The sequence below is a fragment of the Actinotignum urinale DSM 15805 genome, assembly GCF_000420445.1.
Lineage (GTDB): Bacteria > Actinomycetota > Actinomycetes > Actinomycetales > Actinomycetaceae > Actinotignum > Actinotignum urinale.
The window spans coordinates 179,045-193,926 of the sequence record NZ_ATUY01000002.1 but is presented as its reverse complement, the minus strand read 5'-3'; the positions used below and the strand labels follow the sequence as shown (position 1 = coordinate 193,926).

Annotated in this window: 10 protein-coding genes; 8 read left to right on the top strand and 2 right to left on the bottom strand. The window is 52.1% G+C overall.

Going from position 1 to position 14,882, the window contains the following annotated elements:
- The first annotated feature begins 155 nt into the window (after positions 1-155).
- Positions 156-1,571 (top strand): amino acid permease, encoded by a 1,416-nt coding sequence (locus tag G445_RS09295; RefSeq protein ID WP_306718270.1) that lies wholly within the window; start codon positions 156-158, stop codon positions 1,569-1,571.
- A gap of 180 nt (positions 1,572-1,751) precedes the next feature.
- Here the strand turns inward: G445_RS09295 and thrC are convergent, their stop codons facing one another.
- A complete protein-coding gene (thrC, locus tag G445_RS0102510) occupies positions 1,752-3,182 on the bottom strand; it encodes a threonine synthase (protein ID WP_022865996.1) in 1,431 nt (476 codons plus the stop codon).
- Positions 3,183-3,544: 362 nt separating this feature from the next.
- On the opposite strand from thrC, the gene G445_RS0102505 reads away from it, so the two are divergent.
- From G445_RS0102505 to G445_RS0102480, 6 genes are all read left to right on the top strand, one after another.
- Positions 3,545-6,088 carry a hypothetical protein gene (locus tag G445_RS0102505; RefSeq protein WP_022865995.1) on the top strand — a complete coding sequence of 848 codons (2,544 nt, stop codon included), beginning with the start codon at positions 3,545-3,547 and terminating at the stop codon, positions 6,086-6,088.
- Positions 6,089-6,307: 219 nt separating this feature from the next.
- Positions 6,308-7,906, top strand: a complete 1,599-nt coding sequence (locus tag G445_RS0102500) for a SpaH/EbpB family LPXTG-anchored major pilin (RefSeq protein ID WP_026420879.1) — start codon at positions 6,308-6,310, stop codon at positions 7,904-7,906.
- A gap of 119 nt (positions 7,907-8,025) precedes the next feature.
- Positions 8,026-9,042 (top strand): class C sortase, encoded by a 1,017-nt coding sequence (locus tag G445_RS0102495; protein WP_022865993.1) that lies wholly within the window; start codon positions 8,026-8,028, stop codon positions 9,040-9,042.
- A 452-nt stretch (positions 9,043-9,494) separates the two neighbouring features.
- Positions 9,495-9,725, top strand: a complete 231-nt coding sequence (locus G445_RS0102490) for a helix-turn-helix domain-containing protein (RefSeq protein WP_022865992.1) — start codon at positions 9,495-9,497, stop codon at positions 9,723-9,725.
- Positions 9,722-10,687 carry a XamI family restriction endonuclease gene (locus tag G445_RS0102485; protein ID WP_022865991.1) on the top strand — a complete coding sequence of 322 codons (966 nt, stop codon included), beginning with the start codon at positions 9,722-9,724 and terminating at the stop codon, positions 10,685-10,687. The genes G445_RS0102490 and G445_RS0102485 overlap by 4 nt, the downstream gene beginning before the upstream one ends.
- Positions 10,599-12,245 (top strand): Eco57I restriction-modification methylase domain-containing protein, encoded by a 1,647-nt coding sequence (locus G445_RS0102480; RefSeq protein ID WP_306718280.1) that lies wholly within the window; start codon positions 10,599-10,601, stop codon positions 12,243-12,245. Before G445_RS0102485 ends, G445_RS0102480 begins: the two co-directional genes overlap by 89 nt.
- Before the next feature lie 251 nt (positions 12,246-12,496).
- Here the strand turns inward: G445_RS0102480 and G445_RS11435 are convergent, their stop codons facing one another.
- A complete protein-coding gene (locus tag G445_RS11435; RefSeq protein ID WP_156825527.1) occupies positions 12,497-12,673 on the bottom strand; it encodes a hypothetical protein in 177 nt (58 codons plus the stop codon).
- 1,164 nt (positions 12,674-13,837) lie between these two features.
- On the opposite strand from G445_RS11435, the gene G445_RS0102465 reads away from it, so the two are divergent.
- Positions 13,838-14,881, top strand: coding sequence for a YeiH family protein (locus G445_RS0102465; protein WP_022865987.1), 1,044 nt, complete (start codon positions 13,838-13,840; stop codon positions 14,879-14,881).
- The last annotated feature ends 1 nt before the right edge of the window (position 14,882 follow it).

Below are 14,882 nucleotides of genomic sequence, written 5' to 3'. Positions count from 1 at the left end.
GGTGAAGGAAACCTCGATACTTCAACGTTGTTCAGCTACGGAAACTAATTCTTTCTTGCCGTCAAGTAAAGGAAACCTCGGTTCTTCACCGATTACTCGTGTTCACAAACATAAGACGGCATTCGAAAAGTAACAAGCCAGACTAAACTAACGGTGTGAATACTACAAAAACTCAAACTACGGTCGCAGACCCCACCCCACACGTGGCGGGTTTGCATCGCGATTTGCGCAACCGACATATTCAAATGATTGCGCTGGGTGGCGCTATCGGTACAGGGCTTTTTTATGGTTCCCACAGTTCCCTTAGCTTGGCCGGCCCGGCGATCCTGCTCACCTACCTTGTTGGTGGCCTAACAATCTACCTTGTTATGCGTGCCCTTGGTGAAATGAGCGTGGACTCCCCAGTTGCCGGCGCCTTCTCCTATTACGCCTACAAAAACTGGAGTGACCGCGCAGGTTTCGTTTCCGGGTGGAACTACTGGTTTAACTATATTTTTGTAGCCATGGCGGAACTTTCCGTTGTTGGCGTCTATATTAACTACTGGTTCCCCTCTGTCCCGCACTGGTTAACCGCAGCCTTCTTCCTTGTCTTTATTACGGGCGTGAACCTCATGGGCGTGCGTGCTTTCGGAGAATTCGAATTCTGGTTTGCGGCGATTAAAGTTTTCGCCATTATTGGGATGATTGTTCTGGGACTGTGGCTTATTATTTTCCAAGTCACCTCACCGAACGGCGTTACACCTAGCGTGTCCCATCTGGTTGACCACGGCGGATTCTTCGCCCAGGGGGCTAAAGGCGCGGTTCTGGCTTTCGTCGTCGTCATGTTTTCTTTCGGTGGTATTGAGCTGATCGGTATTACTGCCGGTGAAGCGGAGCACCCCGAAAAATCTATTCCTCACGCCATTAATTCGGTTATTTGGCGTATTTTGTTGTTCTATATTGGGGCACTCGCCATTATCATGTGCGTTGTTCCGTGGGATTTTATCGACGGAAACTCTAGTCCTTTCGTCCAGATTTTTGATAGCGCCGGTATTAAAATTGCAGCGCATATCTTGAATTTCGTCGTCATTACGGCGGCTCTGTCCGTTTATAATTCCGGGCTGTATTCAAACGGCCGTATGCTCTACGCACTGGCGGAACAGGGCAACGCGCCCAAGGCTTTCCTGCGTTTGTCCAAGCGCGGAACACCGGTTATTGGCGTTATTGCGTCCTCAGCAATTACCGTCGTTGCGGTTGTTATTGTGCTGTGTTTCCCAGATTTTGCGTTTAACTATCTGATGAGTGTTGCGCTTATGGCGGGGTTGATTAACTGGACAATGGTGATGATTACGCAAATCAAGTTCCGCAAGCGCATTGGTGCCCAGCGCGCTAAGGAACTAAGTTTCAAGCTTCCTGGCGGAATTATCTCCAGTATTTTCGTACTCATTATGATGGCCGCATGTACGATTTTGATGCTTGTCCAAGAGTCGTATCGCATGTCTGTAGCGATTGGAGCGATATGGCTTGCGGTATTACTCGTTGCTTACGAAATTAAAAAACGTTCCAGTAAGAAAATCGTGGCACACAACTAGAAATACTTTAGTTTTACGACGGAGTTCGGGGTGTTGGTATTTACCAACACCCCCAACTGTATCGGAAACTATAGCTCTAGAATTCGCCATCGATTGGCGAATTTGCCACAGCCTTTTTGTTCACGAACTCCTTAATACCCAGATCAATCAGTTCATGCCCATACCCGGATTCCTGCCTTTTTAGCGGTCCTCTTCCTCAATATAGGATTTAATGGCATCCGCACTATTCGGCATATCAACCGTGAACTGTTCGCGTTTAAGCATGTCCTTCACAACGTCGCTAGCATCCGGAGCGTCCTGCCCTAACGCCTCCACAACGGTTTCCCTGAACTTATCGGGCTTAGCTGTTTCCATAATCAAAACAGGCAGGGTGCCGTCGCTTAAACGTTTCGCAACCGTCACGCCATCTGCCGTATGAGGGTCAATAACCACGCCAGTTTCTTCAAAAGTTGCTCGAATCGAGTCGAGGCGATCCTGATGAACACTTTTTGCTGAAGCGAACCCGAATTCTGCACCCAAACGCGCTACATACGATTCAAGATCCACAGTTCCCTGCGCATCAAGTTGCGCCCACGCCTCAGGAAATTCCTTAGCGCCCACAAGATCGTACACAAAACGCTCAAGATTAGATGCCTTGGAAATATCCATCGAGGGACTGGATGTTGCATACGTGTTTTCACGACTACGCGGAGTGTAATGCCCGGTGGTAAAGAATTCGTCGAGAACATTATTCTCATTCGTTGCCAACATAAGCCGAGCAATCGGAACGCCCATGCGCCTGGCAAGATGCCCCGCATAAATATTTCCAAAATTACCGGAAGGAACACACACCGCAATCTCACGATGCCCGGCGTTTTCCGTCGTATAGTCTTCATCCACAATATCGGTGTAACGCAACCACGCCCAGAAATAGTAGACAACCTGCGCCGCTATACGCCCGAAATTAATGGAATTCACGGCACCAATATGGTGTGTGCGCTTGAAATCGGCGTCATTATTGACAGCTTTCACAATGTCCTGGCAGTCATCGAAAACGCCATCGACCACGAGATTATGAATATTGGAGTCCGTAATCGAATACATTTGCGCGCGCTGAACCGCACTCATGCGCCCCTTGGGAGAAAGCATATACACCGAAACTCCCGGTGCGCCCTTAAAAGCATGTTCCGCACTGGATCCGGTATCCCCCGAGGTTGCCCCCACAATATTGAGTGTGCGCCCAGTTTTCTCAAGGACATACGGAATTGCTTGCCCCAAGAATTGCATGGCAAGATCCTTGAAGGCCATCGTCGGTCCGGCGGAAAGCCCGACGAGGAAAAATTCGTCGTGAAGATACGTCACGGGAACCGTGTTTTCCGGGAAACGATCCGTCCCATAAGCTGTTTCGGTGATGCGCTCAAGATCCTCGCGAGGAATATCCGTGGCGAAAAGCCCGATAATACGCGCCGCTAACTCTGCGTAGCTGAGGTCACGTAGAGCCGCTAACTCATCCGTGTTCAGCCGTGGTGTTGTTTCCGGAACGACGAGACCACCGTCCGGGGCGAGTCCGTCGAGCAAAATATCCATGAAATTCGCTGGCTCCATGCCACCACGAGTTGAAACAAACTTCATTATGCCTTCCCAAAGTGAGCGTATCTGTGTCATTATCTCCACCGGTTCCCTGCCGGTAACCGGTTATCGCTACCCTCAAGGATACGCGAGTTTCTTGCGACGACGGAACACGCACTTCATCGTGAACACCCAAAGAGCTTCCAGAAATAAAATACACGTGTTTTTACATGTCAATGAATCATGTCCCGCATTTTTTCCGTTATCAACGCACTGAGAACAACTTTTCCTTTCTGCTTTATTTGTTTAGCTATATTCCTGTAGCTGTAACCACCTACCTGAGCTCAACGGGTTGGTTCTCTGGATGAAGTAGTGGTATTCTCCAGGGGGATAGATTCAGCTACTGCACTAGATTGGAAGGTATAATGTTCGACCTTAAGGACATGTTCGTATCTTTTGCAACACATGCCGGCAGAGCGTTGCTTAAACCAGCTCGTATTGTTAGAAAATTACTGATCGTAACCTTGGCCTGTGCTTTGGGTTTCGCGCTATCGAGCCCGTCTTTGGCTCAAGCCGAGAATCTACAGATTAGCTCCCAGGCTGGCGATGGCCTAGAGATCGGGCCGGAGATTATTGGGCAACCCGTGCGTGGTGCTATACCGGCACCGACCATTGACCCAGTCTATTACGATGCCACAACTATTTCTGGCGGTAATGTACAACGAAAAAGAATACCTGGTGTAGGGATTGTAAGGTCGACTGTATATGTGACCCTAAAAGCTAAGAATGGTAACGTAAAATTCACTGGTTCCGTTACTCCTAGACGTGGAACTACTTGGACGGTAACTCTGCCTAACAACATTAAAGTTGCAGCAGGCGATACTGTGACGGTCTATCAAACTTTGGGTGGCGATACATCTTCTGTGGTGCCCGCAAATGCTGAGCCATCAAAGGCGTTCGCGAATAAAGACAAGATCAAAATGCCAGTAGGAGAAATCTGGATAGAACAACCGGACGCCAACATTGTAAGTGACGATGAGCAAGCAGAAGCTATTGAAATGCTGAAGAAAGTCAATCCGGACATTGTGAATGACTTTGACCTTGCCAAAACTAAATTCTCTATCAATACCGCGGACCATGCCTACTATGAAGTAACCTATACCGATGGGTCAACCTCCGGAAAAATTGAAGCTACGGACCTAAAAATCAAAACGGTAAAGGAAAAATCTACTGGTTTGACAATACAAAAAGTCCAGGTAACAGACGGAGAGATTATCGTTACACTTGATAAAGAGGTTGCCGCAGGTACGAAATTTTATTTTGTCAAATATTTTACGGATGGAGAGGAGAGGACGTTTGGCGAAAATGGAAGCTGTAAAGTGGACAAATCTAACCCACAAGAGATGTCTCAAGCAGTAACCAAAGACGGCAAAAAAGTTACTTTCCCAATCGAGGATAAGGTTAAAGATTTAGAACTCGGAAGAGAGTTCGGTATCGTTGTCAAAGAGCCACATAAATTCCGTTCTTGCGCGAAGTCTGAGCCGGTAGTAGCAACCCCCGACAAAGTCTACGTGAGAGATCCTCACAAATTAACGGATGCCGATAAAAAAGCCATCGATAAAGCTATTCGAGATGCCAATACGGTAAATGGCGTATCTAAACTCCCTGATGGAAATCCTGGTACTGATTGGGAAGGAATCCCTGCAGTTATACAATTTGATGACAGCGGAAATGTTAAGATATTTAGTGCTAGTGATGCGGAAGTTACTTATGATAGTAATTGGAATCCGGTACCTGTAAAAAATCCAGATGGTTCAGTCAAGGTAAAAGAGGGAGCTCAACCAGTAATAACATTCCCTGCCAAGGATCTGGTGAAAAATATTGCACCTAAATCTCCTGCGATTGCGGTAGATACGAATACCGGCAAAGTCACCATTACTCCACCGGCTTATAAAGATTCCGGTGATGATACCGACTTGCTGTCTTACACCGTCACCTATAAGGATGCTTCTGGAGCGGAGAAAACCGTCACTGCAACGCGAGATTTGCAAAGCAATAAATGGAGCGGACCGGGTGTTAATGAAGAATCCGGTGTGATCACTCTGAGCGTGGAAGACATCGAACTCGCCGGGACCATCACGGCAACCGCAAAGGATAATGGCGGTCTAGAGGGTGACACCGATAAACTCGTTTCAGATCCAGCAACCAAGAAGCTCGAAACTGCCACTGTTAGCTACAACGGTAACGGCGGCACCGGCAATATGGATGGCAAGACGCTCAACAAGGGCTCAAAGTACAAGATTTCGGATAATGCTTTTACTGCCCCTGATAGCACTCCGGAGTTTAAGGCATGGGAAATTGATGGTCAGGAAGTAGCGCCAGGCACCGAGATTACGGTCACCAAAGACACCGAGGTGAAAGCTCTTTGGAAGAAAGTTGACCAGAAGCTTACGCTGACAGTCGATCCCAACGAGGTAACCATCGTTAAGGGTTCGCCGATGCTCAGGCCGATGAACGTCGAGGCTCACTCTACTTCTGTGGGCGGCCCCATCACTCTGCAGACGATCTGCCTGCCGAATAATCAAAGTATGCCGAGCGGTGTGGCTCTGGTGGGCGCCACACAGGATGCGCAGCCGCCAACCGGTTACAAGGCCCGCGCCACGGCAAGGATCGACGGCAACGCTAACCAGGCTGACGTCGGCACCTATAGCTGCTGGGTTTACGCTAGCCTGAACGGCGTCACCATCGACGAGAATGGCAATGCCACCGGCAGCGGCACGACACAAGCCAAAGAGGGTGTCAACTGGGTGCGCATGCCGGTCACGATTCACGTTGTCGAGAAGTTCGTTCTGCCCAAGACGGGCGTGTTTAGCCTCAACTACGTCGCGGGTTACGCGGCGCTGTTGATAGTTGCTTTGACGGGGGTTGGCTACCTGCGTCAGAACAGGCGTGAAAAGTCCACGGTTTAAGTGGGGTCCGCCGGCCGGGCAGCCAAAACTGGCCGATCGGTGGAAAGCCAAATAACTCATCTTGTGCCCGCTGGAGAGATCCAACAAGCACAAGTTGGGACGAGATAATCACCAATTCGAATGATGGATATAATAGGGGGCATCGAAAGATGCCGGGTCCGAAACTTCGGGTAGCAAGGACATCAACCAATGTCAAAAATGAAAATGAAAGGAATAGTAATGACTAAGAAAAAGTCATTCCGCAAGTTGCTAGCAGCAGCTTTCGCGCTGACGCTAGTCGGCGGACTGGGCGCTGGCGGAGCAGCGAACGCTGCGCCCACTGGCACTGCCCCTTGGGCACACGGAGCACCGACCACGGGCTCGATCAAGATCACCAAGACAGATGACAAGAACGGTGGCGCCCCGGTTAAAGGCGCTGGCTTCACCGTCACTCAGGTCACCAAAATCGGCAATGATGACGTGAATACCACTAGCTACGAAGGCTGGGAGACCATCTATAAAAACGTCGATGCGATGAATAAAGGCACCGCTACCGCTGTTACTACCGGCACTGTGCATTCTGAGCAGAAGACTGGCGACAATGGTGAGACAACCTTCTCTAACCTCCCGTTAGGCCTCTACCAGGTCGAGGAGACCACGATTCCTGCTGGCTACACCGTGGATGTCAAGAAGTTCTACATGACCGTCCCGGAAATCACCGGCACCGATTCGACCAACCTGACCTACAACTACGACGTAACCGTTAACCCGAAGAACGTCGACGTGACCGGCAACGTCACCAAGAGCGACCCGTCGGGTAGCGTTGTTGGCGCGGGAGCTGATACCAGCTACACCGTTACCGCCAAGCTGAACAAGTCCAAGGGCACCGAACAGGGCGCTAAGGATCTGACCGCGGCCGATATTAAGAGCTTCGCCATCTTCGATGACGTCCAGCTCGACGCTTTCGTTGATCCTACTGCGGACGTTGTAGGTGATGTGAAGGCCGGCGACACCAAGCTGACTCTGGGCGATGATTACACTGTTTCTGTCACAGCCGACCCGGCTGGTTCTGGTTACACCGATGGTACGCGTAAACGTGTCCAGGTGACCTTCACCGAAGCCGGCCTTGGAAAGATCGCTGCTGAGGCCAATAAGGCCGGCAACGAGGGCAAGAACATTCCTGTCACCGCTGTCTTCAACCTGAAACTCAAGGACAATCTGTCTGGTGTGATGAAAGACAGTAAGGGTAACGTTGTCGTAGTCAACAAGTTCGGTTTCATTCCCGGCTACGGTGATGGCGAGAACCCCACCGTCCCGGTTGTCCCGAACCCGGGCAATCCCGATCCGGACAACCCTGGTCCTTCAAACCCGACCATGAGGTTCGGCGATTTCCAGATCGAGAAGATCGACGCCATCGATAGTGCTCCACTTCAGGGCGCAGAGTTTATCGCCTTCGCCAATGAGGCTGACGCCAACAACTGTGTTAAGTCCGACGATCGGTCGAACTGTTCAGGAGTTGCTGCTGAGTACGGCACCAAGACCACCGGCGCTGACGGCAAGACTGAGGGTTACAAAGCCAAGGCAGGCATGGAATTCTATGTGGTTGAGAAGAAGGCTCCTTCGGGCTACATCCTCTCCGGCAAAGTAACCCATGTCACTGTTAAGCCTGGTACCAGCGTCTACAGTATCACCAACGTCCGGACCAAGGGCTCTGGCACGTGGTTCAACCTGCCTCGCACCGGCGCCATCGGAGTTGGCATCTTCGCTCTGGTGGGCGCTGGCCTGGTAGCTGGCGGTACCGCAATGCACATGCGTTCGCGTCGTCGTGAAGACGCCTAACAACGCGTAGCGGTAGATAGCCGTTGAACAGTGTGTGGGGGCTGGCCAAACGGTCAGCCCCCACACACTCTCTAAAACCACACGCAGGCTAGTTACTGCGAAAAGACACGGTAGGAAGAATGAGCGAAGATCTCCAAGGCCACAACGAGGCAACCGGCAAGGCTACGCGAACCTCTCTTGCAGACGACGCTTATACTCCCGACCCCGAATACCGAGCCTTTCGCGGCTCGGACGACCAGGCCAACGACAAGAAAAATCGCCGAAAGCGCTGGACACCACTAATCTTCATTCTGCTGGGCGTGCTCTGCCTGGCATACCCGATCACCTCGACCGTCTGGAACAACCACCAGGCCAAACTGGTCAGCCGCGCCTACGAGAACCAGGTGAACAAGCAGTCCCAGGACTTGAAAGACTCCTACATCAAGCGTGCCAGGGAATACAATGCCACCCGCAAGGGCTTCCCGGTGCTCGACCCGTACCTGGGCAACGTGCTCCCCGACTCGCCCGAATACCAAAAATACCTGAATGTGCTCGACCAGCCGAGCGGCATGATTGGCGTCGTCAAGATCCCCAAGATCCAGGTCAAGCTACCGATTCGGCACGGCACCGAGCATGACACCCTGCAAAACGGTGCCGGCCACATGTTCGGCTCCGACCTGCCGGTCGGCGGTGTCGACCGACACACGGTCATCACAGCTCACACCGGCCTACCGACTTCCACCATGTTCGACCGGCTGACCGACCTGAAGATCGGCGACGAGTTCTTCTTCGAGGTTCAAGACCAATCATTCGGTTATCGCGTCACCAGAATCGACGTCGTGAAACCCAATGACCCGTCCCTGCTCGGCCGCGAAAAGGACAAAGATCTGGCCACCCTGCTCACCTGCACGCCCTACGGCATCAACTCCCATCGACTGCTGGTGACCGGCGAGCGAATCTTCCCAACCCCGCAAATCCCCGCGGTCGACGGCACCCAGTGGTCGTGGTGGATGACCTTGTTCTTGATTGCAATCGTGATTTCGTTGCTGATCGCGACCCAGGTGGCCCGCTACCTGGCTGCCAGACGCAAGAAAGAGAAGGAAGAGGAATCCGCCGAGGGCGCTGAGGCTCCCGATTCACTTGCCGAACTCGCCTAGCCAGACTCGTTTTTTCGTCCGGAAAACCTGGCTTATTTGAAGAATGCAGAGGCGTGGTGGCCTGGTGCTTCGCAGATTGTGGGTCAAGACTTGTTAGATGAGTGATGGTCATGCCTCACTTATCCATCATGGATGTCTTGCCTGGCGTAGTTAGCATGAGTGATTATGCAAACCGCATAGTAAAATTTATGTAAATCGCGAAGTATCATTTATACAAATCGCACATTTTAGAGTTGTGTGGAGGCTAACGTAAAACCTGATGGGTGTTCAAGGAGGGCGCTTTGATCATTCGAGAAGTGTCGGAGAAGATGCTGTCCCTGGCTCGCCAATTTCCAATAATCACGCTAACCGGGCCAAGACAAAGGGGTCTGCTGTGGGTTTTCGAAGAGCAAGACACAGGGACGCTACGGATACCTAGACGATGTGTACGACGTTGCAGAGGAGGAACAGCGATGACGAACCCGCCCAGCTTCACAGTGAGCTACAAACCTCTGTGGAAACTGCTCATCGATAGAGAGCTTCAAAAACAAGACCTCCGGAAAATGACCGGACTTTCGGGAGCAACCATCGCCAAGCTCGGCCGAGACGAAAACGTCACCACAACCGTCCTCGTGAAAATCTGCGAAGCACTCAACTGCGACCTCTCTGACATCGTGACCGTAGCAAAGAAGGAATCAAAATGAGCACACCCAACATCAATCGGCACAGAGTTGACCTCTGGAAAGAGGATGTTTACCAATCCGTGAAGATGTACAACGAATGGTTCCTTGAAGCTGCGCCTGAGGCCTACCGTGGATCTCGTTCTGCCGTTATTGATGAAGTTGAGCATCTCTTTGAAGCTACTGATTACATGAATCGGCTTACTCCACAGGACATCATTGACAACCCCCAGATCATCGGCACACTTCGGATGGTCACGGCGCCACCCATCGCTCGTGACCGCCTAGTTGGTCTTGCCGATGTTCCGAAATCTCTCGTGAACACCCTAGAACAAGGGCGACTTCCTGCCCGGATGTCTGATGCAGCGCTCCGCCAGAACCTGACTCAGATTATTGCAATCATTATGGAGTTGCTCGACGACACCCTTTTCGAATGGGTCGAGACGAAAACGCCACCGTCTCATAAACAGGTCGAGCTTGCCTCAGTCATAGTGGGAGATCGTAGATGCGGCGCTGTGACCGACCCCATTTTTCGTAACGCCCAGGAAGCGCGCCAAATGGCTGTTATGCGGGAATGGCTGACTGCGCGGGGTTACCGGGAAGAACGCTTCTCTAGCGACGTAGCTTTGAAAGACCTCCCTGCAGGAACCTTCTCTGTACACCACAATGTCCCAGTCCAGAATCAAGACGGCAAGATCATCAACATGCCGATTGACCTTGTCGTTCAGCCACACGTGCGCAGACCATCTGGCTTCCCTGTCCTTATCGAAGCCAAGAGTGCTGGTGACTTCACCAATACGAATAAGAGACGCAAGGAGGAGGCGACAAAGGCACATCAACTAAAGCGTACTTACGGAGAGGAACTTGACCTTCTCCTTCTTCTATGCGGTTATTTTGATGCTGGATACCTTGGCTACGAAGCCGCTGAGGGGCTCGACTGGATCTGGGAACATCGTGTGGAGGATCTCGAAATTGCAGGGATTTGATCTTAAGACACTGGAGGCCAAGCGTCTGGCTGACCAGGACAGACTAGATGCTAAGCGGGACGCCGTTGAGCGTAACAAGGAAGGACAATTCGCTACTCCCTCATCTCTCGCACACTCGATAGCCAAGTTTGTTCTCCCCCTCGTGACTATTGACAAGCCGCTGTTGCTAGAGCCGTCTAGCGGTTCAGGCGCCTTTATTTCCGCTGCACTGTCTGAGGCAAAGAAATTAGGTATGACCTTTGAGAAGATCATTGGCGTCGAAAAAGATAAGGAATTCGCTGACTTGGCCGCAGAGTTATGGGGCTCGCTCGGAGCAGAAATTGTCAATCAGGATTTCTTAGAGTTCGCCTCCTCTGCCACCCCCACAGCCAATCTACTCATTGCAAATCCTCCATACGTCCGCCACCATCACATGTCTAGAGAGGCCAAAGCTAGGTACTCTGAGATCAGCTCCCGAGTCTCCGGACGAGCTCCATCCGGTTTGTCTGGCCTTTATGTTTACTTCATTCTTAGCGCTCATCTCTGCCTCGCACCAGGCGCTGTTTCCGCATGGCTCGTCCCTTCTGAGTTCCTTGATACTAACTACGGTAAGTTCGTCAGGAAATACTTGGCCGAAACGGTATCTGTTGAGCGCATTCACCGGTTTAACCCCGACGGATTGGTCTTTGACGACGCTCTCGTAACTTCGCTGATCCTTGTTTTCAAGAATCAGAAGCCTGACGAGAGTCACCTCGTCACCTTTTCCGAAGGAGACGACATTAATGACCCAGAAATACAGAAAGTAACGTTCCCACAGTCTGCCCTCCGTGGAGAAAATCGGTGGAGTGGCTATTTCCTCCACGAACCCGCCACCAATCATCACAACGTTGAGCTAACTCTCTCTGACTTCTTTACAATTCGACGGGGCATCGCAACCGGGAATAACTCCTATTTCATCCGACCTAGGCGAGAAGTATTGGCCGAAGGCATCGACGATTCAGACCTCATACCCGTTCTCCCCCCACCTCGGCGACTAGATCTACTTGCGGTCCCCGCCGATGAAGATGGTTGGCCCCTGGTGACTGAGCAACTCGTCCTAATGAGTTCGAGTGAATCGGAATCAACTCTGGCCACCAAGAATCCAAACCTTGCGAGGTACTTCAAGGCTGCCGACGAAAAGACGAGAAACTCGTACTTGGTGCGCAATCGGTCACCTTGGTACAAAGTCGAGAGCCGGGAACCCGCTCCCTTTCTTCTTACATACATGGGGCGAGCGAACGGGAAGGGAGCCCCTTTCAGGTTCATTTTGAATCGCTCCAAAGCCATCGCGACCAATGGATACCTGATGCTCTACCCGTGCGGAGAACTCAAGAAGGCGATTCGCGATGGGTTGCTCACGCTGGACGATGTCCACGCTTCACTAAATCAGTTTTCCCAAGATTCGCTGATTGCTGGCGGCCGTGTCTACGGGGGTGGACTCCGTAAGATTGAACCAAAGGAGCTCTCCAACATTCCTGCTGCTCATCTAGGGCGCCAGCTAGGGCTCCAAGGGTGTACGCGGCAAGACGTCTTGTTTTAGGGAGAACTGTATTTTCGTTGGCTTAGAACGCACTCAGCACGACTACACCTTTTAATGCCCCACGGGCGCCTTCGAGCTCTTGCCAGTTGAGGTCTATGTTGGGTCCGGTGGGGTGGGGCGTCGCTGCCGAGAAGGCCTCGCTCTTGCAAGTTCGATTGCGCCGCTATCGTTGTTTTCGGTTGCAGGCATGTGCGGCGTCATGCCCATCGTGGGGACAAATATATGATCGCCGTCCTCGACCTCACCCCATTCTACGCCGAGTCAGGAATTCCACAGCCACCTTCAAGACCTGATTCGCCGTCCGCGACAAGGCTTGGCAGGATGGTGTCGAGGTCGTCGCAATAGACGGCTTCACGGGATTCAAGAACCCTGTCGGCGAAAAGATCTCGCAAACGATCATGGTCATGAAGCCCTTCCTTGTCATCCATCCACCTAATGGGGCCTTGCAGGAATCCGACTAGCGCATTCAGCAGAACATATTTGGGTCTCTTGATCGCGCTGAGAACCCGGTCCCGATAGTTTTTGGCGCTCACCATACCTTTTGGCGCTCTACTCTCCGCCCCGCCGGCATGGTTCGCGATGCCCGGCTATGTCTCCCGGTCACGGCAGATGCCGAAGCCGCACTGCCCAAATTTGCGGCTCGACGGTCAACACCACGGCGCGTTTTACCTGGTGGCAAGCGGGTTTTGCCCCATCTGCGTCAACCGCATCTCGTATGGCGTTGTATCCACTTCGATACGGTTTGCGAGCACGCCAATGAATCCCGCACTTCTCTGTCTACCTGACACCTTTTGGCGGCACTCATACTTTTCGGCGCAAGCCACACTTTTTGGCGCCACCCCCTTAGAGCACTATTCGCGACCCAATCGAAGCACCCAAAACGCACCCCAGCGCCCGCTTCCACGCCCGCCCCAAGCCATGCAATGATATGTGCGTCGCAGCGATAAGCAACTGTCCGTGTTGGCGAACTATGCCGAACAGCTGGGGTTTAGCGGGTTGGTATCGCAGTACTTGGAGGTGTTGTTGTGAAAATTAATAGTGCTGTCCAGCTCAAGGGATGGATTAAAAATACCGCGCGTGAGCGTAAGGTTGACCCGCTTGCTTCTTCCGACTTTGTAAGCCGGTAGTTTGCCCTGGTAAGTCCAGGCATAAAGCGTTTTTTCGTTAAACCTAGCAGGTCAGCGGCTTTTGGGATAGATATTAGCCCAAGATGGCTTAGTACTTGCACGGGACGGAGGGCGAGTCAACTACTTTGCTGGATTCCCGAAAGGCACGATGACCCAGATGGAGTCTAACCTGATTCACTGTAAAGAATTGCAGGTTACCAGGGGATCTAATGCGCGGCGCCGGGACGTAAAACGAGCCATTCGCGCCCTCGAATCGGGAGCGATAAATGTGGAAGAGATTGTCACCCACACCTTCCCGCTTTCAAAAGTGCATGAAGCTTATCAGGCAGTACACAATCGGGTCGGCGTAAAAATTGCAGTAATACCTGACTAAAGTTGCAGTTCCGGTCAACCTGTGGGGAACGAGACAAGCCTATCCCGCATTCTTGCTACCGAATCGCCTTAACCTTGTGATATATATGGCAAGTGGATTTTTTGAATAGTTTCAAACGCTTGTTGCCCGGAATAGTCTACGCGTGCGTAGTCGCCGGTATCGCCTGGCTGATTAATCTATTTGTTCCCCTGCTGTCATCAATGCTGGTGGCGATCCTACTGGGGGTAGCAGTCCGCAACACGAAGCTAATTCCGGCTGTCTGCGAACCCGGAATCGCTTTTTCAGCGAAGACTATTTTGCGCTTCGGGGTGGTGCTGCTTGGTTTTCGTCTGTCGCTACCGGCTATTGCCACGCTAGGTGCCGGCACGATTGCGACTATCATCTGCGCGGTGGCGGTCACTATGGTGGCGGGTTACCTGCTTACATACTTTATGCGGGTCAGTCACGCCACCGGGATCCTCACCACTTCCGGCACCGCCATTTGCGGAGCCTCGGCCGTTGCCGGGATTTCTCCAGTGGTTTCTGCCCGCAGTCACGAGGACGCCGATGACGCGGTTGCTACCGCTATCGCTTGCGTTACCTTATTCGGGACTATCTGCCTTGCCGCTTTGCCCGCTGCCGCCAACGCATTGCACTTGTCTCCCACTCAAGCAGCTGTCTGGCTGGGGGCTTCTATTCACGAGGTCGGCCAGGTAGTAGCGGCGGCTAATATTTATGACCCAGCAATCTCTGATTTGGCTACCGCCACCAAGCTGGGACGCGTGGCCTGCCTAGCTATCGTAGTGGCAATCGTAGGAATCATTGAACGGCGAGTAGTAGAAGTACGCCACGAACAGGCTGAGAAAGCCAGCTCTGGCAAGCGCCCGCCCCTGATTCCCGGATTCGTGGTGGGATTCCTAATTGCGGTAGTATTAGCTTCAGTGTTTGCCAGTATTTCTACCGTGAACAGCGCTTTCAGCATTTTAGGAGGCACAGTAGCTACAATGCTGCTCACCGTAGCGATGGGCGCAATGGGAGCCGGGGTAAACCTGCGCAACGTAATTAAGTCCGGAGGGCGCGCCCTCGTCCTCGGAATAATCTTGACTGTCCTAATCGTCGCGGTCTCGTTGGGATCGGTACTTCTGTTAGTCGACTAGC

Bases quoted from the DNA above. Each gene is read 5' to 3' on its own strand.
- thrC (WP_022865996.1), bottom strand. From the start codon at position 3,182: ATGAAGTTTGTTTCAACTCGTGGTGGCATGGAGCCAGCGAATTTCATG.
- G445_RS0102505 (WP_022865995.1), top strand. From the start codon at position 3,545: ATGTTCGACCTTAAGGACATGTTCGTATCTTTTGCAACACATGCCGGC.
- G445_RS0102500 (WP_026420879.1), top strand. From the start codon at position 6,308: ATGACTAAGAAAAAGTCATTCCGCAAGTTGCTAGCAGCAGCTTTCGCG.
- G445_RS0102495 (WP_022865993.1), top strand. From the start codon at position 8,026: ATGAGCGAAGATCTCCAAGGCCACAACGAGGCAACCGGCAAGGCTACG.
- G445_RS0102490 (WP_022865992.1), top strand. From the start codon at position 9,495: ATGACGAACCCGCCCAGCTTCACAGTGAGCTACAAACCTCTGTGGAAA.
- G445_RS0102485 (WP_022865991.1), top strand. From the start codon at position 9,722: ATGAGCACACCCAACATCAATCGGCACAGAGTTGACCTCTGGAAAGAG.
- G445_RS0102480 (WP_306718280.1), top strand. From the start codon at position 10,599: ATGCTGGATACCTTGGCTACGAAGCCGCTGAGGGGCTCGACTGGATCT.
- G445_RS11435 (WP_156825527.1), bottom strand. From the start codon at position 12,673: ATGGATGACAAGGAAGGGCTTCATGACCATGATCGTTTGCGAGATCTT.